The sequence below is a fragment of the Streptomyces pactum genome (genome assembly GCF_002005225.1).
In the GTDB taxonomy this organism is placed as follows: Bacteria; Actinomycetota; Actinomycetes; order Streptomycetales; family Streptomycetaceae; genus Streptomyces; species Streptomyces pactum_A.
Map to the genome: position 1 here is coordinate 3339198 of NZ_CP019724.1, position 17639 is coordinate 3356836.

The following is a 17639-nucleotide window of genomic DNA, read 5'->3' on the forward strand; positions in this document are numbered from 1 at the left end:
GAAAGATCCCCCCAGATCTTCGAACTCCCCCTGCGCGGCGGAGCACCCGAATCGGGCGCCCGCTCCGCCGCGTCACGGTGAAGAGACTAGGGGTAACCTGTGAAACTCATAAGGTGTTTGGGTGAAGAGCGTGTTTCCTCACAATGAGGACCGGGTCTGAACAATTCGCCCGCCGGTCGCGTTCCGAATGCTTCCGCTTATGTCGTTCTAGCTGTTCAGGGCGGCACCCAGCGCGATACGCAGCCGCTCCGGGTCGGTCGTCGGTGCGTCACAGGTGAAGTTCCGGCAGACGTACGCGGCCGGCGCCCCGTCCACCAGCGGCCGGCCGGCCAGCAGGGGAAACTCGTCGCTCCCCTCGGCGCCGAAGGCGACGACCGCGCCGGGCGCCGTCCCCAGCAGTGCCGTACGGTGCAGGCCCTTCGTGGCACCGTCGCTCAACGAGGGTCCGACCACGGCGACTTCACGGGGTCCGTCGAGCAGCGCCTCGGCGGCGGCCAGCCCCCAGCCGACGAAGCGCGGGACGCGCGGGCCGAGCGCCTTCACCACGCCGAGGGCGTGCTCGGCCGCGGTGCGGTGCGGCTCGGAGCCGGTGTGCGCGGCGTAGGACAGCAGGGCGCCCGCGGCGGCGGTCCAGCCGGACGGGGTGGCGTTGTCGGTGGGGTCCTGCGGGCGGCGGATCAGCCGCTCGGCGTCGGCCGCGGTGTCGTAGAGGGAGCCGGATTCGTCGGTGAAGCGGGTGATGACGTGGTCGAGCAGCAGCCCGGCGAAGTCCAGCCAGACGCCCTCCCCGGTGACCGACGCGAGCGCGAGGAGACCTTCCGCCACGTCGGCGTAGTCCTCCAGCACCCCGGCGTGGGCGCCCGCCCGGCCGTCCTTGCTGGTGCGGGAGAGCCGGGCCTGCTCGTCGAGGTGCAGCCGCACGAGCAGGTCGGCGGCGGCCACGGCGGCCTCCACCAGGTCGGGGCGCTCGAAGTAGGCGCCCGTCTCGGCGAGCGCGGCGATCGCGAGGCCGTTCCAGGCGGCGACCACCTTGTCGTCCCGGGCCGGGGCGGGCCGCCCGTCCCGCACCGCGAGCAGCCGCTCCCTGACCGAGGCGATCCGCTCGGCGTCGAACCCGTCCTCCTGCCGCGGCAGTTGCAGCACGGAGGACCCGTGCTCGAAGGTGCCCTCCTCGGTCACGCCGAAGTACCGCGCGGCGAGTGCGGCGTCGTCGGCCCCGAGGACCTCGGTGAGCTGCGCGGGCGTCCACACGTAGTACGCGCCCTCGACGTGCCGGCCCGTTCCGTCGTCGCTGTCCGCGTCCAGCGCGGAGGCGAACCCGCCCTCGGCGGTGCGCAGTTCGCGCACCATGAAGTCGGCGGTCTCCAGCGCGACGCGGCGGGCGAGGTCCGAGCCGGTGGCGCGCCACAGGTGGGCGTAGACGCGGCACAGCAGGGCGTTGTCGTAGAGCATCTTCTCGAAGTGGGGCACGACCCACTCGCGGTCGACGGAGTACCGGGCGAAGCCGCCGCCCAACTGGTCGTAGATTCCGCCGCGCGCCATCCGCTCGCAGGTCTCGCGGGCCATCTCCAGCGCGCCGTCGGCGCCGGTGCGGGCGTGGTGGCGCAGCAGGAACTCGACCACCATGGACGGCGGGAACTTCGGTGCCCCGCCGAACCCGCCGCGCTGCGGGTCGTACTCCCGGGTGAGTCCGAGCAGCGCCTGCCCGAGCTCCGCCTCCCCGGGCGGCCGCGCGTCGCCGTAGGAGATCTCCCGCCCGGCGAGGTCCCGCACGATCTTCCCCGCGACCTCGGTGACCTCGTCGCGTCGTTCCGCCCAGGCCTGGTGGACGCCCTGGAGCACCTGGCGGAAGGACGGCATGCCGTGCCGGGGCTCCGGCGGGTAGTAGGTGCCGAAGTAGAAGGGCTCGGCGTCCGGCGTGAGGAACACGGTCATGGGCCAGCCGCCCTGCCCGGTCGCCGCCTGCACGGCCTCCATGTAGACGGCGTCGACGTCGGGGCGCTCCTCGCGGTCGACCTTGACGCTCACGAAGTGCGAGTTGAGGAATTCGGCCGTGGGCCCGTCCTCGAACGACTCGTGCGCCATCACGTGGCACCAGTGGCACGCGCTGTAGCCGACGCTCAGGAGGACGGGGACGTCACGCCGCCTGGCTTCTTCGAAGGCGCCGTCCTCCCACGGCCACCAGTCGACCGGGTTCTCCGCGTGCTGGAGGAGGTACGGGGACGTCGCCTGCGCAAGTCGGTTGGGCATACCTCCATCCTCGCGCACGCGCCGCCGCCCCGCCGATACGCCACGGGGGGGGAAGGGACTCGCGGACGGGGCGCGGGAGTGGCCGCTCGGTGCGCGCGTGGCCGGGGCGGGGTTCTGTCGTTCTGTCGTTCTGTCGTTCTGTCGCCGGGAACGGTGCGGCCGGCGTCGAAGACACTAGAGATGTTCGAGGAGGACGTGCAGCGCCGGGTTGTCGTTGTTCTTCCTCCACACCAGGTCCAGCTCGGCCGAGGCGGGCGCGGTCAGGCCGACGGGGCGGAAGACGACGCCCGGGAAGCGCATCTGCGCGGCCGTCTCCGGGACGAGCGCGACACCCCAGCCCGCGTTGACCATCGCCAGGATGCTGTGCACCTGCGTGAGGTACTGGGTGAACTCGGGCATGATCCCCGCGGCGCGGAAGATGCTGATCAGCAGCTCGTGGAAGTAGCGCGCCTCGACGGGCGCGTACATCAGCAGCTCCTGCCCGTCGAAGTCGGTGATGTGCGGGTCCTCGTCCCGCTCGGCCAGCCGGTGGCCGGCGGGCAGGGCGGCGAGGAGGGCCTCACGGGCGGCGGGACGCGAGACGAGACCGGGGCCGATGGCGGCGGGACGCACCATGCCCAGATCGAGGGCGCCCTCGGCGATGGCCGCCAACTGGTCGCGGGTGACCATCTCGCGCAACACGATGTCCGCGCCCGGAATGACGCCACGCGCCGTCTCCAGCAGGCGGCCGAGACTCGAGTAGGCGCTGGCGGCGGTGAAGCCCACGGCCACCACCCCGGCCTCCCCGGCGGAGACCTGACGGACGGCGAGGGCCGCGTCGTGCGCCTGGCGCAGGATACGGCGGGCCTCGTGGAAGAACGCGCGCCCGGCGGGGGTGAGCCGGACGGAGCGCGTCGTGCGGTCGAGGAGCTCCACCCGCAGCTCGCTCTCCAGCAACTGGATCTGGCGGCTCAGCGGTGGCTGGGTCATCCGGAGACGCTCGGCTGCTCGCGTGAAGTGCAGTTCCTCGGCCACGGCGACGAAGCCGGCCAACTGCGCGAGGGTGAACATTCATGCTCTCCGAGTATTACTGGATCCAAAAGTGATGTTGGACGTGGATCAGAAACGACCTTAACTTCGTCGGAACGCCAACGGTGGGACTCGTCCGGCGGTCCCGACCAGCACGACGCACCGCGCACCCCCGCCGGTGGTCCGCGAGGTCGCCCGGAGCGAGCCGCCGTTGCCGGGCCCGGCCCTTCCCGGCCGGGCGGGGTCTCGCGCGGTTCCCACCACCCCGAGGGGCCGCGCCCGGCCGCCGCCCCCTTCCGTTGACACCTGGAGCAATGCAGCCATGTCCTCCTTCTCCCCCGTCGAGCTCGGCCGTCGCGTCGGGTCCGGGTTGTTGTCGTTCCCCGTGACCCACTTCGCCGGTGATCTGTCCTTCGACGAGGACGCCTACCGCGCGAGCATCGCCCGGCTGGGCGCGTACGACGTCGGGGGCCTCTTCGCCGCCGGCGGGACCGGTGAGTTCTTCTCGCTCACTCCCGTCGAGGTCGAGCGGGTCACCGCCGCCGCCGTGGCGAGCGCACCCGAGGAAACGCCGATCCTCGCGCCCGCCGGTTACGGCACCCGTACCGCGTGCGAGTTCGCCGCCGCCGCCGAGCGCGCGGGCGCCGACGGGATCCTGCTCTTCCCGCCCTACCTCACCGAGGCCTCCCAGGAGGGGCTGGCCGCGCACGTCGAAGCCGTCTGCCGCGCCACCTCGCTGGGCGTCATCGTGTACGGCCGGGCCAACGCCGTGTACTGCGCCGACACCCTCGCGCGGGTCGCCGAGGCGTGCCCCAACCTGATCGGCTACAAGGACGGCATCGGCGACATCGAGGCCATGACGCGGATCCACACCCGCCTCGGCGACCGGCTCACCTACATCGGCGGTCTGCCCACCGCCGAGACGTTCGCGCTGCCCTACCTCGAACTCGGCGTCACCACCTATTCGTCCGCCATCTTCAACTTCGCCCCGGAGTTCGCCCTCTCCTTCTACGACGCCGTGCGGGAGCGCCGCCGCGAGGACGTCGCGCGGATGCTGGACGGCTTCGTCCTGCCGTACACGCAGATCCGCAACCGGCGGCCCGGCTACGCGGTGAGCATCGTCAAGGCGGGCATGACCGCGGTCGGTCACCCCGCCGGCCCCGTGCGCCCGCCGCTCACCGACCTCACCGGGGACGAGCTCGCCGAACTCACCGCGCTGGTCGAGCGGCTGCCCGGCCTCTCCGCCTGACGGCCACCCCTCCCAGGACAGCCGCCCCCGGGGCCGTACGCCCTGAACACCGCGTACGCCCTGAACACCGCGTACGCCCCGCACACCCCGCACGCCCCGCACGCCCCGCACGCCCCGCACGCCCCGCACGCCCCGCACGCCCCGCACGTAAGGATTACTGGTGCCCGCACCACACTCCGACCGCACCCCGGAAGCCGAGCCGCAAGGCACACCGCCGGACGGCGCGAGCCCCTCCCGGGCCGTACTCATGGCGGTCGGCGCGGACGACTTCGCCGCCGAACCGGCCCTGCGGCGGGAGATGTTCGGCCCCCGCCGCGCTGGCGGTGCGCTGCCGCGACCTGGAGCAGGTCACCGGCGTACTGCGCGCCCTGGAGAGGCAGCTCACCGCCACGGTCCACACCGCCGAAGGCGACCAGGAGGCGGCCCGCGAGCTGCTGCCCGTACTCGAACGGGGAGCCGGACGCGTGCTGTTGCCTGCCAGGACCTGCCCGGACAACTGCTGCCCCGCTCGCCGGCGGACGGCAACCCCGAGGGGCTGTGGCGCCACGTCGACGGCGAACCGGGCCGGCACTGAGCCACGCGGAAGACACAGAGACAGGAGATGGGCGGACATGGCAGTGACAGAACACGGGCCGAAAGTGGACGCGATGCGCGTCGTACCGGTCGCGGGCCGGGACAGCATGCTGCTCAACCTGAGCGGCGCGCACGGCCCCTACTTCACCCGCAACCTGGTGATCCTCACCGACTCGGACGGGAGGACGGGCCTCGGTGAGGTCCCCGGCGGTGAGCCGATCCGCCGCACGCTGGAGGCGGCCGCGGAACTCGTCGTCGGACAGCCGGTGGCCCGGCTGCGCTCCCTCGTCGCGCGAGTACGGGGACACTTCGCGGACCGCGACTCCGGCGGGCGCGGGACGCAGACCTTCGACCTGCGCGTGGCGGTGCACGCCGCCGCGGCAGTCGAGTCGGCACTCCTCGACCTGCACGGCAAGCACCTGGGCGTGCCCGTCGCCGAGCTGCTCGGCGACGGGCGGCAGCGCACCGAGGTGCCCGTCCTGGGCTACCTCTTCTACATCGGCGACCGCAACCGCACGGACCTCGACTACCGCGGCCCGCGGAACGAGGGCGGCGCCGGGGACCCGGCCGACGCCTGGCTGCGGCTGCGGCACGAGGAGGCGCTCACCCCCGAGGCCGTCGTACGGCTGGCCGAGGCGGCGCACGAGCGCTACGGCTTCCGCGACTTCAAACTCAAGGGCGGCGTGCTGCCCGCACAGGACGAGGCCGCGGCCGTCACCGCACTCGCGCGGCGCTTCCCCGAGGCCCGCGTCACCCTCGACCCGAACGGAGCCTGGCGGCTGGACGAGGCGATCCGGACCGGCCGTGGCCTGCGGGACGTCCTCGCCTACGCGGAGGACCCCTGCGGCGCCGAGAACGGCTACTCGGGCCGGGAGACGATGGCGGAGTTCCGGCGGGCCACCGGCCTGCCCACCGCCACCAACATGATCGCCACGGACTGGCGGCAGCTCAGCCACGCGCTCCGTACGGACGCCGTGGACATCCCGCTCGCCGACCCGCACTTCTGGACGATGAGCGGCTCGGTACGGGTGGCGCAACTGTGCCAGGCGTGGGGGCTGACCTGGGGCTCGCACTCGAACAACCACTTCGACGTGTCGCTGGCGATGTTCACGCACGTCGCCGCCGCGGCACCCGGCGAGATCACGGCGATCGACACGCACTGGATCTGGCAGGACGGCCAGCGCCTCACCCGCGACCCGCTCACGATCAGCGACGGGCTGCTGCGCGTCCCCGACGCGCCCGGCCTCGGCGTCGAGCTGGACGAGGAGCAGGTCGCGGCCGCGCACGAACTGTACGAGCGCGAGGGACTCGGCGCCCGCGACGACGCGGTGGCGATGCGCTACCTCGTACCCGGCTGGTCCTTCGACCCCAAGCGCCCGGCTCTCGACCGGGACTGATACCCGCGGGGCCGGCAGCCACCGGCCCCGCGCCGCCCTCGGCCCGGCAGGCGAGCCGCTCATGGCCTGCCGGGTCATCCATGCCTGACAGGAGGCAACGATGCCTACTGCACCATCGGATCTCCCCTCCGGGCTGCCCTGGACCACACTGGCAGCCGATGCGCCGACCACCACCTGGAGCCTGCCGCCTTGGGCGCTGCTGCTGCTCGTGGCGGGCGGGGTCGCGCTGCTGCTGCTCCTGGTCGTGAAGGTGAAGCTGCACGCCTTCCTCGCCCTGCTCCTGGTGAGCATCGGCTTCGCCGTCGCCGCCGGGATCAGCCTCGACGAACTGCCCGGCTTGCTCGAACAGGGCATGGGGGACTCCCTCGGCGAGATCGCGATCATCGTCGCCCTCGGCGCGATGCTGGGGCGGGTCATGCAGGAGTCCGGTGCCGTGGAGGTGCTCTCCGGGAGGCTCCTGGCGTCCTTCGGGGAGAAGCGGGCGCCGCTCGCCGTGGGGCTCACCGCGCTCCTGGTGGGCGTACCCGTCTTCTTCGACGTCGGCTTCATCCTGCTGATGCCGCTGATCTACGCGGTCGCGGAGCGTTCCGGCCGCTCGCTGATCAGCGTGGCCCTGCCCGCCGTCGGCGGCCTGGCCATCATGCACGCCGTGCTGCCCCCGCACCCGGGTCCCGTCGCCGCCGCCGGTCTGCTCGGCGCGAGCCTGGGCTGGGTGGCCGTCATGGGGCTGATATGCGGCATTCCGGCCTGGTTCGTGGGCGCCTACCTCTTCGGGGTCAAGATCGGTGACCGGATGAACATCCCGGTCCCCGACCACGCGCGCACCCTTGCGTCGTCGAAGGCGGGCACCGGCGAGGCGAGCGGCTCGGAGGCGGGCCGCTCGGAGGCGACCGGCGCGCAGGGCCAGGAGACGAAGGCCCCGTCACATGCGCCGCCCTCGCTGGGCGTCACCGTGTTCGTGATCGTTCTTCCGGTGCTGCTGATCATGCTGCACACCTTCGCGAGCCTGGTCTTCGACGAGGGCGCACTGCGTACGGCGCTCGAGTTCATCGGTGCCCCGGTCATCGCTCTCACCATCGCCACACTGCTGTCGATCTGGATGCTCGGTGTGCGGGGCGGCTTCAGCATGGAGCGCATCGAGAAGGCGGCCTCCGCGTCGCTCGGCCCGGTGGCGCTGGTGCTGCTGGTGACCGGCGCGGGCGGAGTCTTCGGCGCCGTCCTCGAGCAGTCGAACGCCGGGGACGCGCTGGCGGATCTGATGGGCGCGACGGCGCTGCCGGCCGTGGTGCTCGCGTTCCTCATAGCGACGGTCCTTCGGGTGGCGCTCGGCTCGAAGACGGTCGCGATCGTGACCACCGCGCCCATCGTGGCGCCGCTCATCCGCGAGTTGGACCTCTCCCAGCCGGAGATCGCACTCGTCGTAGTGGCCGTGGCAGCGGGCGGCACGGTGCTGTCGCACGTCAACGACTCCGGCTTCTGGCTCTTCAACCGGTACATGGGCATCGACATCCGCACCACGCTGAAGAGCTGGACGCTGATGGAGACGTTCCTGGGGCTGACCGCCTTCGCCATCGCCGCCGCCCTCAGCGGCGTCCTGGCCCTGGTCTGAACGCACCGCCTGAACGCACCGCCTGAACGCCGCCCCCCGCTGCCCGCGGCCCCGTGCCGCGGGCAGCGGCGTGCCACATCACCGGCACGCCGCACGGTCATCCGGGGAATCCCAAGTGGCAGGACACCTCGCCCCTTCCGCCGAAGGGAGGCGGCTGCCGGTCAGTAGTCGACGCGGTCGGTCTTGGCGATCCACGCGTCGAACGGCTGGGTGCGGTGGGGCAGGTCGAGGTGCTCGACGGACATGGGCCACATCTCCTGGGGCCGCTTCTCGAACAGGTCGTAGAACTTGCGGTCGTCGAAGCCGGCCACGGCGGCGTCGTGGCGGTCGGCGCAGAAGATGAGCCGGTCGACGCGTGCCCACAGGGAGGAGGAGAGGCACATCGGGCAGGGCTCGCAGGACGTGACGAGGGTGCAGCCTTCCAGGCTGAAGGTGCCGAGCCTCTGGCAGGCGGCGCGGATCGCGTTGACCTCGGCGTGCGCGGTGGGGTCGAGGCTGGAGGTGACCCGGTTGTTGGCGAGCGCGACGATCTCGCCGTCCTTGGCGACGAGGGCGCCGAAGGGGCCGCCGCCGTTGTGGACGCTGGTGGTGGCGAGCTCGATGGCCTGGTCCATCCAGGCCCGCTCGAATTCGCGGCTGCCGGTCTCGACGGTGTGGGTGGTCATGGGTGTCCCCTGGTTGGCGTGTGAGTGGTGGGCCCGCGACGCCCCTCGGCGCGGTTCGGGGCGTCCGCGGAATCCCAGCCTGTACGGGGAGTACACATCCTGCCGATCACAACCGGCCAGAGGCCGAAGGCACGAACAGCGGGCGGGCTGAGAACGACGCTTCGTAGACTCCTACAAGGACCGGTCGGGCCCGTGTTCGTCGGCCGGACGGCGCGTGGCAGGCCCAGGCCCGTCGCAGGCGCCCTCGGTCTCGAAGGTGCGCAGCAGATCGGCCGCGACGCTCACGGCGATCGTCGCGGGTTCCTTGCCGGTGATGTCGGCCAGCCCGATCGGGGTCTTGATCCGGTCGAGGGCGGCCTCGTCGTGGCCGCCCTCGGTGGCGAGGCGTTTGCGGAACCGTCCCCACTTGGCCGCCGAACCGATCAGCCCGACGGAGGCGAGATGGGTGGTGCGCAGGGCGGCGTCGCACAGAGCGGCGTCCTCGGCGTGATCATGGGTCATGATCAGGACGTGGGTGCCGTGCGGCAGTTCGGCCAGCACCTCCTCGGGCAGCAGCGGCGTGTGATGCACGTGCACCTGCGCCACCGCGTCCGCCAGCACGTCGAGCCGCTCCTCGGTGAGCATGCCGGAGCGGTTGTCGACCAGGTGGAGGTCGAGGTCCTGACGTGCCAGGATGCGCGCCAGTTCCAGCCCGACGTGCCCGACACCGAAGATCGCCACCGCGCGTACCACCGGCAGCGGTTCCAGCAGCACCGAGACCGTGCCGCCGCAGCACTGGACGCCGTGCTGGTTGGTCACCTTGTCGTTCAGGGCGAAGTCGATCAGCTCCGGTTCCGGCCCGGACGCGGCGATCATCTCCCGGGCCCGGTCGATCGCGACGGCCTCGACGTTGCCGCCGCCGATGGAGCCCCACGTCTCGGTCCGCCCCACGACGAGCTTCGCACCGGCGTCGCGCGGGGCGTGGCCGCGCACGGTCGCGACGGTCACCAGCACGCCGGACTCCCGGCGTGCCCGCAACCGCGCGACCGCGGCGACCCATGTCATGTCAGGCACCGCTCAGCGCTTCTGCGTCGGTCCGGACCGCGCCGTCCACCTGCCCGTTTCCGGCGTGGCCGGCGGTGGCGGCCCCGTCGCGGGTCGGCTCGTTCCGTGAGGCGGCGTCCTGGCGCACCGACTGGATCGCCCAGTACACGGCCTCCGGTGTCGCCGGCGAGGCCAACTCGACGACGGCCCCGCCCGGCCCGAAGGCGGCGGCGGCCTGCCGCAACGCCTCCCGCACCGAGAACGCCAGCATCAGCGGAGGCTCACCGACCGCCTTGGACCCGTACACCGCGCCCTCTTCGGTGGCGTTCTCCAGCAGCGTGACGTTGAACTCCTCGGGCATCTCCGAGAAGCTCGGCAGCTTGTAGGTGCTGGCTGCCTGGGTCTGCAGTCGGCCGCGGTGGGGACCGTCGCCGCTGTCCCAGCGCAGGTCCTCGAGCGTCAGCCAGCCCGCGCCCTGCACGAAACCGCCCTCGACCTGGCCGATGTCGATCATCGGGGAGAGGCTGTCGCCGACGTCGTGCACGATGTCCACCCGCCGGAGGCGGTACGCGCCGGTGAAGCCGTCCACCTCGACCTCGGCGGCGGCGGCGCCGACGGCGAAGTACTTGAAGGGCGAGCCCCGGAACGTCTTCGCGTCCCAGTGCAGCCCCTCGGTGCGGTAGTAACCGGCCGCCGACAACTGGACCCGCTGGAAGTAGGCGGTGCGTACGAGGTCGTCCCAGGCCAGCTCCTCGTCGCTGCCCAGGGCGCGCGCGACGCCCTCGACGATGCGCACGTCCGAGGCGTTCGACCCCAACTGGCTCGCGGCCACCCGCAGCAGCCGCTCGCGCAACTGCTCACAGGCGTTCTTCACCGCCCCGCCGTTGAGGTCCGCACCGGAACTGGCCGCGGTGGCGGAGGTGTTGGGCACCTTGTCGGTCCGCGTCGGGGCGAGGCGCACCTTGTGCAGGGGGATGCCCAGCGTGGTCGCGGCCACCTGCAGCATCTTGGTGTGCAGGCCCTGGCCCATCTCGGTGCCGCCGTGGTTGATCAGGACGGAGCCGTCCTTGTAGATCAGCACCAGCGCGCCGCCCTGGTTGAACGCGGTGAGGTTGAACGAGATGCCGAACTTGACGCCGGTGATCGCGAGGGCCCGCTTGGTGTGCGGGTGCGCGGCGTTGAAGGCGGCGATCTCGCGCTCGCGATCGGCGACGCCGCCGTTGTCCAGGACCTGCTGCCAGACGGCGGCGATCCGCTCGGGCTGCGTGACCGGCTGCCCGTACGGTGTCGTCTGGCCCTGGCCCGGCCGGTAGAAGTTGCGTTCCCGCAGCTCCCTGGGGTCCAGGCCGAGCCGCGGCGCGCAGCGGCCCAGGATGTCCTCGATCACCAGCATGCCCTGCGGTCCGCCGAAGCCGCGGAAGGCGGTGTTGGAGACCGTGTTGGTCTTGGCGATGCGCCCGGCGACGCGCGCGTTGGGGATCCAGTACGTGTTGTCGATGTGGCACAGCGCCCGGGCCAGCACCGGCTCGGACAGGTCCAGGCTCCAGCCGCCGTCCGCGGTCAGCGTGGCGTCCAGGGCCTGGATGCGGCCCTCGGCGTCGAAGCCGATCTTCCAGGTGGCGTGGAACCCGTGCCGCTTGCCGGACATGGTCAGGTCCTGGGTCCGGTTGAGCCGGAACCGGACCGGCCGGCCGGTCAGCTTGGCACCGAGCGCGGCGATGGCCGCGAACCCGTGCGGCTGCATCTCCTTGCCGCCGAAGCCGCCGCCCATCCGCAGGCACTGCACGGTCACCTCGTGGGCGGGCACACCGAGCACGTGGGAGACGATTTCCTGGGTCTCCGAAGGGTGCTGGGTGCTGCTCTGGACGAACACCTGCCCGTCCTCGTCGATCTGGGCGAGCGCCGCGTGCGTCTCGAGGTAGAAGTGCTCCTGACCGGAGAACTGGAACTCGCCGGTGAGCACGTGCGCGGAGTCGGCGAAGCCGGCGTCGATGTCGCCGTGCGCCATGACCGGCCGGGCGCCGTGGTAGCTGCCCGCCGCGATGGCGTCCTGCAGCGTGATCAGGGAGGGCAGCTCCGCCAGCTCCACCTCCACGGCCGCCGCGCCGAGCCGGGCCGCCTCCAGGGTCTCGCCGAGCACCCAGGCGACCGCGTGGCCGTGGAACATGACCTCGTCGGGGAAGAGCGGTTCGTCGTGCTTCATTCCGGCGTCGTTGACGCCGGGCACGTCGGCACCGGTCAGCACGCGGACCACTCCGGGCACGGCGAGCGCGGGCTCGGTGCGCAGCGCGGTGATCCTGCCGTGGGCCTTCATGACCTGGACGGGGTAGGCGTGCAGCACGTCCTTGGTGCGCTGGACCAGGTCGTCGGTGTACAGCGCGGTGCCGGTGACGTGCTGGACGGCACTCTCGTGCGGCATCGAGACGCCGACGACGGACTTTTCGGGACGCTCGGACAACTGGCTCATGACGGCACCGCCTCGGTGGTCTGTGCGTACAGCTTCAGCAGGCTCTGGCCGAGCATCGCGGAGCGGTAGTCGGCGCTGGCGCGGTGATCGCTCATCGGCGTGCCCTCCCCCCGCAGCACCTCGGCCGCGGCCTCGACGGTTCCCGCCGCCCAGGGCCTGCCCTCCAGAGCGGCCTCGGTGGCGAGAGCGCGGACCGGGGTGGCGGCCACGCCGCCCAGACCGATGCGCGCCTTGCGGACCATCCCCGCCTCGATGTCGAGCGCGAAGGCGACCGCCACGCTGGAGATGTCGTCGAAGCGCCGCTTGGCGATCTTGTGGAAGGCCGCGACCGGAGACAGCGGCAGCGGGACGCGCACCGCGCGGATCAGCTCGCCGGGGCGCCGCACGCTCTGCCGGTAGCCGGTGAAGTAGTCCGCCAGCGGGACCGTACGCTCGCCGTCGGCGTCGGCGAGCACCACCGAGGCCTCCAGCGCCAGCAGCACCGGCGGGCTGTCGCCGATGGGCGAGCCGGTTCCCAGGTTGCCGCCCAGGGTCGCACCGTTGCGGATGAGCCGGGACGCGAACTGCGGGAACAGCTCCGCCAGCAGCGGGACCGTTCCGTCGAGGCGGCGTTCGATCTCGGTGAGCGTCAGAGCCGCCCCGATCTCGATGTGGTCGGATGCGACCCGCAGTTCCCGCAATTCGGGCAGCCGGTCGACGGCGACCACGCAATCCGCCCGGCGGGAACGGATATTCACCTCGACGCCCCAGTCGGTGCTTCCGGCGACCACCACCGCGTCGGGCCGCTCGCGCAGCGACCGCAGTGTTTCGGCCAGGGTGTTCTTCCGCAGGAACGTGCTGTCGTCCTGGTCGTATTCGGTGGCGACCGGTGCGGGCGATGCCTGCTCGCGACGCCGCGCCAGCGGGTCCTCGTCCGTGGGCGCGCCGACGGCGAACGCGGCATCGCGAATGGGGCGGTATCCGGTGCAGCGGCACAGGTTTCCGCTGAGCGCGTGCAGATCGAAACCGTTCGGGCCGTGCTCGGCGTCGGTGCCGTCGGTCGCGTCCGGGCCGGAGTCCGCGTGCGCGCAGCGGTCGGGCCGGTAGTACTCGGCGGCCATGCTGCAGATGAACCCCGGCGTGCAGTAGCCGCATTGTGAGCCGCCGCGGACCGCCATCTCCTGCTGCACCGGGTGCAGGGTGGGCAGCGTGCCGGGTTCGCCGGCGGTGGCGAGGCCCTCGGAGGTGACGACCTCCTGACCGTCGAGCGCCGCGACCGGGACCAGGCAGGCGTTGACCGGCACCCAGTCGGTGGGCTTGTTCACCCCGGGGCGGGCCACCAGGACCGAACAGGCCCCGCACTCACCCTCGGCGCAGCCCTCCTTCGTACCGGTGAGGCCACGCTCGCGCAGGAAGTCCAGCACCGTGGTGTGGGCCGCGGCCGGTGCGATCGGTGCCTCTTTCCCGTTTACCGTGATCCGTGCCGCTACCATGACAGACCTTCATTTCGACTCGGGACAGGTCGATTCATCATGTTCGCCAATTTCAGGCAGCTTTCTATGTCCGGACGCGCCGCTTGAGAAAAGCGAGCGCACATCGGCACGCGACAGCGGCATGCCGTGAAGTGATGAAGGGGAAACCCGAGATGTGCCCCGTTCACGGGCACAGCAGAACGGCGTTGTCAGCAGCCGTGCGCGACCCGGCCCGAAACCCAGACGGTACGGCGGGCGAGGCGTCCCAGATCGGAGTTCGTGTTCATCCGCCGGTCGCCTCCTTTCGCCAGTCATGGTTATCGGCAGTCATGAGTCTGCTTCCGTCGCAAATTAGTGGCTGGGGCCACCGGGGTCAAGAGGTGAACGGGCCGGCCGCCCCGGCCGATGCCGGGCCGGCCCTCCCCAGGGTCTCCCCATCGCGGGACACTTGACCGAGGCACAACCGGGGAAGGACCCGGGGATGGGCCGGGGAGGGCCCCAGCGAGGTCTGGGGAGACCCGGGTGACACCGATGCCGCCGGAGGGGGCGCGACATGCGGGACAGTCATCGGTCGGAGGCCGAGCGGCTACTGGGGCGGGCCGTGGAGGAGGAAGTCCGGCGCTCGGGCGGGCGCACGGACGGGAACGTGCTGCTGTCCCGGGCACGCGGGGCGCTGGACGCGATGGCGGGCACGGCCGCCGAGGAGTACGAGGCCTACACCCGCGCCCTCGACGAGGCGGCGGCCGGCCAGCTCACCTTCCGGCAGCGCTACGCCCGGGAGGGCGCCGGCACTCCCCTGCTGGTGGCCGCCGTGGCGGCGGTCGCCGCGGTGGTGGCGGACATGGCGCTCGGCACCGGCACGGGCACGGCGGTGGGCGCGGGAGTGGCGGTCGGGGTCGTCGGCGCCGCGGCGACCGTGGTGAAGGTGGTCGGGTCCCACGTGCCGGCCGCCCACCACCGCGCCGGCGCCGTCAGCCAGCCCGGCGGGCCCGAGCAGTTGCGGTTGCAGTGGCTGACGGCGCTCGAGGTACGCGGCATCCGCCCGTTCCTGGACCAGCAGCGGATGCTCGCCGCGTCCACCGGGCCGAAGACGAGCGGCCCGAAGCTGAGGGGTGCCGACAAGAGCGCCGCGGCCCGGGGACGCAGCGCGCTGGAGCAGTCGTTCGCGCACCTGCCCGAGCCGGAGGGCACCTTCGCGGGCCGGCGGCAGGAGATGGCGCGGCTGCGGCAGTGGGTGCAGGCGGCCCGCGCGAGCACGGAGACGAAGCCGACGGTGGTCGTGCTGCACGGGGCGCCGGGCAGCGGCCGTACGACGCTAGCGGTGCGGGCCGCCCACGAGCTGCGGGACTACTTCCGCGGGGCGTGCGTCGTCGACCTGCGCGGGGGCGGCGCCGATCCGCGCGGGGACGGTGCCGCGCCGGGCGGGGACGGTGCCGCGCCGGGCGGCGAGTCGCCGCTGAGCACCCGGGACGCCCTGCTGCATCTGCTGAACCGGCTCGGGGCGCCCCGCGAGCAACTGCTGTTCCGCGAGCGCTCCTCTGCGGCCCAGCAGGTCAAGCGGCTCAGCGAGCTGTACCACCAGCATCTGACCGGTGTCCCGGTCACCGTCGTCCTGGACGACGCCTCGGACGCCGGGCAGGTGCGCACGCTGGTGCCGGAGCGGTCGGACAGCCTGGTGCTGGTCACCGCCCGCGAGCCGCTGGAGCTGCCGCCCGACCTGGCCGCACGGGTGCACCACCTCCCGGTCGAGGCACTGGACGCGGCGGGTGCGGAGGAACTGCTGGGCGCCGCCGCGCAGGACGCGTCGGGGCCCTACGACGCCGAGTCCACCGACGGGATCCGGCAGCTCTGCGGCGGCCTGCCGTTGGCGCTGCGGGTCGCGGGGTCGTCGCTGGGCCCGCGCTCGCCACGCGCCCTGGCGACCGACCTGGGCGCGTACGGGCCGGTCGAGCCGGTCGAACGGGCGCTGTGGCTGCGCTACACCGACCAGCCGGAGCCGGCCCGGCGGCTGCTGCGCCGACTGGCGCTGGCGGGGCGCACCTCGCTGGGTGCCGCTGCCGCCGCCGCGCTGCTGGCCACGGACGAGGCGGAGGCGACGCGGCAGCTCGCGGCACTGTCGCGGGCGGGTCTGCTCGATCACGTCCGGGGCAGCCGCTACCGGCTGCACGACGTGGTGCGTGCCTTCGCCCGGGCCCGGCTCGCCGACGAGGAGGAGCCGGCCGAGCGCGCGGCGGCACAGGAACGGCTGATCGCCAACTACGCCGAGCTGGCCGACTCGGTGCTGCGCCTGGTCGACGGCAACATGTCGACCCGCTCGGACCGCTTCGGGCAGCACGGCTTCACGTCCCTGGACGAGGCGCTGCGCTGGCTGGACGACGAGTCGAGCTTCATCACGGCGGCGCTCAGACACGCGGAGGGCGTCGACCAGGGCGCGGTGCTGAACCTGCTGGGCGCGCTGTGCGACTACTGCCTGCTGCGCGGCGACCTGTACCGGCTGGGTGAGATCAGCGAGCTGGCCCAGTCCGTGGACCAGGGGCTGCTGGTGCGCTCGGTGCAGTGGCGTACGGGCATCGCGGCCCGGCAGCTCGGCGAGCTGGACAAGGCCCGGACGACGCTCACCTCCGTGGTCGACCTGTACCTGGAGGCCCATCATGACGCGGGGGCGGCCCGCGCCCTGTGCTCGCTGGGCATCACGCTGCACCACCAGGGCAACCTGACCGAGGCGGCGGCGAAGCTGCGCGAGGCGCTGGACCTCCAGGCCTCGCCCGAGCTGGACACGGACCGTGCGTGGACGCTGCACGCGCTGGCGGCGGTGCAGCGGGACCGGGCGCGGCTCGCGGAGGCCCTGGACCTGCTCACCGAGTCACTGGTGCTGCACCGGGCGGGCGAGTCGGTGCACGGCCAGGCGTGGGCCCACTTCCAGCTCGGCCAGTTGCACCTGCGCATGGGCGACGTGCCCCGGGCCGTGACGGACCTGCGCGCGGCCCTGGAGCTGTACGGCCGCACCCAGGACGCCCGCGGCGAGGCCTGGGCGCTGACCCAGCTCGCGCGGGCCAGGCTGGTGGAGGGCGACGCGTCGGAGGCGGTCGGGGAGCTGCGGCGGGCGGCGGCCCGGCACCGCGAGAACGAGGACGCGCGCGGCGAGGCGTGGACGGTCTACTACGTGGGCCAGGCCCTTGAGGAGACCGGCGACCTGGACCAGTCGGTCCGCGAGCTGGAACGCTCCCGCACGATGTTCTCCCGGATGCGGGACGTGTACGGCCTGGCCTGCGCCCGGCACCACTCGGCCCGCGTGACCCGCGACCAGCGCGCCGCCCAGACCGGCTCGCTGCGGAACTCGGGCTTCGCCCGTCAGCTCCTGGTCGACGCGCGCGCCGACTTCCAGCGCATCGGCGTCGGCCACGGAGAGGCGTGGACCTGCCTGGAGCTGGCGGTGGTGGACGCGGGCAACGCCCGTACGCCGCAGGCGCTGGCGCTGTGCGACGAGGCGGCGGCGCTGTTCGCGGCCTACGGCGACCGGAGGGGCGACGACTGGGCCCGCTTCCTGCGCTGCACGCTCCTGCCGTACGCCGCCCCGGGGGGCGTAGACGTGGGTACGGCGGTGGCCCAGGAGGAACTGGCCCAACTGTCCCGCGCCCGCCATCCGGCTCGGGACGCGAAGCTGGACGACTACATCGAGGCGTACCGACTGCTCCTGGAACGCGGCGTCCAACTGGAATCCGGCTGGCGGGCCTGGCACCTGGGCATGGTCCCCAGCCGCCAGGCCCGCGAGGTCATGGGGGTGGCGGTGACGGCGACGCCCTAGCTGTGCTGTCCGGACAGGTTGGTGACGCGGCCGCCCGCGGCCGCGTCACCAACCTGACGCGGCTGCCCGCGGCCGCGCCGCGCGGTCGCGGGCAGCCGGGGGCGGTGGAGGAGGCCCACCGTCCCGGGCCACGTCGCCGCCC

10 protein-coding genes are annotated in these 17639 nt (G+C 72.8%); 4 read left to right on the plus strand and 6 right to left on the minus strand.

The genetic code is table 11. The annotated features are described in order from the left end of the window. Positions 1 to 207: 207 nt before the first annotated feature. Positions 208 to 2250 carry a thioredoxin domain-containing protein gene (locus B1H29_RS13575; protein ID WP_055418135.1) on the minus strand — a complete coding sequence of 681 codons (2043 nt, stop codon included), beginning with the start codon at positions 2248 to 2250 and terminating at the stop codon, positions 208 to 210. Positions 2251 to 2424: 174 nt separating this feature from the next. Then, the gene (locus B1H29_RS13580; RefSeq protein ID WP_055418136.1) at positions 2425 to 3300 is read right to left on the minus strand and encodes a LysR family transcriptional regulator; all 876 of its coding nucleotides are present in this window, start codon (positions 3298 to 3300) and stop codon (positions 2425 to 2427) included. Between the two features lie 280 nt (positions 3301 to 3580). Here B1H29_RS13580 and kdgD point away from each other — a divergent pair, with 280 nt between their 5' ends. The 3 genes from kdgD (at position 3581) to B1H29_RS13595 (ending at position 8086) form a co-directional block, all read left to right on the plus strand. After that, positions 3581 to 4507, plus strand: coding sequence for a 5-dehydro-4-deoxyglucarate dehydratase (gene kdgD / locus B1H29_RS13585; RefSeq protein WP_055418137.1), 927 nt, complete (start codon positions 3581 to 3583; stop codon positions 4505 to 4507). Between the two features lie 611 nt (positions 4508 to 5118). Then, entirely contained in the window at positions 5119 to 6477 is a 1359-nt protein-coding gene (locus B1H29_RS13590) for an enolase C-terminal domain-like protein (protein ID WP_199832335.1), read from the plus strand. Positions 6478 to 6577: 100 nt separating this feature from the next. Further along, on the plus strand, positions 6578 to 8086 hold the full coding sequence (locus B1H29_RS13595) for a GntP family permease (protein ID WP_055418138.1): 1509 nt from the start codon (positions 6578 to 6580) through the stop codon (positions 8084 to 8086). Positions 8087 to 8247: 161 nt separating this feature from the next. Here the strand turns inward: B1H29_RS13595 and B1H29_RS13600 are convergent, their stop codons facing one another. The 4 genes from B1H29_RS13600 to B1H29_RS13615 form a co-directional block, all read right to left on the minus strand. Continuing rightward, positions 8248 to 8751, minus strand: a complete 504-nt coding sequence (locus B1H29_RS13600; RefSeq protein WP_055418139.1) for a nucleoside deaminase — start codon at positions 8749 to 8751, stop codon at positions 8248 to 8250. A 171-nt stretch (positions 8752 to 8922) separates the two neighbouring features. Further along, the gene (gene xdhC, locus B1H29_RS13605) at positions 8923 to 9795 is read right to left on the minus strand and encodes a xanthine dehydrogenase accessory protein XdhC (RefSeq protein ID WP_234393007.1); all 873 of its coding nucleotides are present in this window, start codon (positions 9793 to 9795) and stop codon (positions 8923 to 8925) included. Between the two features lies 1 nt (position 9796). After that, on the minus strand, positions 9797 to 12241 hold the full coding sequence (gene xdhB, locus B1H29_RS13610; RefSeq protein ID WP_055418140.1) for a xanthine dehydrogenase molybdopterin binding subunit: 2445 nt from the start codon (positions 12239 to 12241) through the stop codon (positions 9797 to 9799). Beyond that, positions 12238 to 13713 (minus strand): xanthine dehydrogenase small subunit, encoded by a 1476-nt coding sequence (locus B1H29_RS13615; RefSeq protein WP_055418141.1) that lies wholly within the window; start codon positions 13711 to 13713, stop codon positions 12238 to 12240. The genes xdhB and B1H29_RS13615 overlap by 4 nt, the downstream gene beginning before the upstream one ends. Positions 13714 to 14245: 532 nt before the next feature. Here B1H29_RS13615 and B1H29_RS13620 point away from each other — a divergent pair. Beyond that, complete coding sequence (locus tag B1H29_RS13620; protein ID WP_055418142.1) at positions 14246 to 17497, plus strand: tetratricopeptide repeat protein; 3252 nt, start codon at positions 14246 to 14248, stop codon at positions 17495 to 17497. Positions 17498 to 17639: the final 142 nt, after the last annotated feature.

What these genes read in the sequence shown, in the direction of transcription:
- B1H29_RS13575 (WP_055418135.1), bottom strand. Translation starts at nt 2,250, where the DNA reads ATGCCCAACCGACTTGCGCAGGCGACGTCCCCGTACCTCCTCCAGCAC.
- B1H29_RS13580 (WP_055418136.1), bottom strand. Translation starts at nt 3,300, where the DNA reads ATGTTCACCCTCGCGCAGTTGGCCGGCTTCGTCGCCGTGGCCGAGGAA.
- kdgD (WP_055418137.1), top strand. Translation starts at nt 3,581, where the DNA reads ATGTCCTCCTTCTCCCCCGTCGAGCTCGGCCGTCGCGTCGGGTCCGGG.
- B1H29_RS13590 (WP_199832335.1), top strand. Translation starts at nt 5,119, where the DNA reads ATGGCAGTGACAGAACACGGGCCGAAAGTGGACGCGATGCGCGTCGTA.
- B1H29_RS13595 (WP_055418138.1), top strand. Translation starts at nt 6,578, where the DNA reads ATGCCTACTGCACCATCGGATCTCCCCTCCGGGCTGCCCTGGACCACA.
- B1H29_RS13600 (WP_055418139.1), bottom strand. Translation starts at nt 8,751, where the DNA reads ATGACCACCCACACCGTCGAGACCGGCAGCCGCGAATTCGAGCGGGCC.
- xdhC (WP_234393007.1), bottom strand. Translation starts at nt 9,795, where the DNA reads ATGACATGGGTCGCCGCGGTCGCGCGGTTGCGGGCACGCCGGGAGTCC.
- xdhB (WP_055418140.1), bottom strand. Translation starts at nt 12,241, where the DNA reads ATGAGCCAGTTGTCCGAGCGTCCCGAAAAGTCCGTCGTCGGCGTCTCG.
- B1H29_RS13615 (WP_055418141.1), bottom strand. Translation starts at nt 13,713, where the DNA reads ATGGTAGCGGCACGGATCACGGTAAACGGGAAAGAGGCACCGATCGCA.
- B1H29_RS13620 (WP_055418142.1), top strand. Translation starts at nt 14,246, where the DNA reads ATGCGGGACAGTCATCGGTCGGAGGCCGAGCGGCTACTGGGGCGGGCC.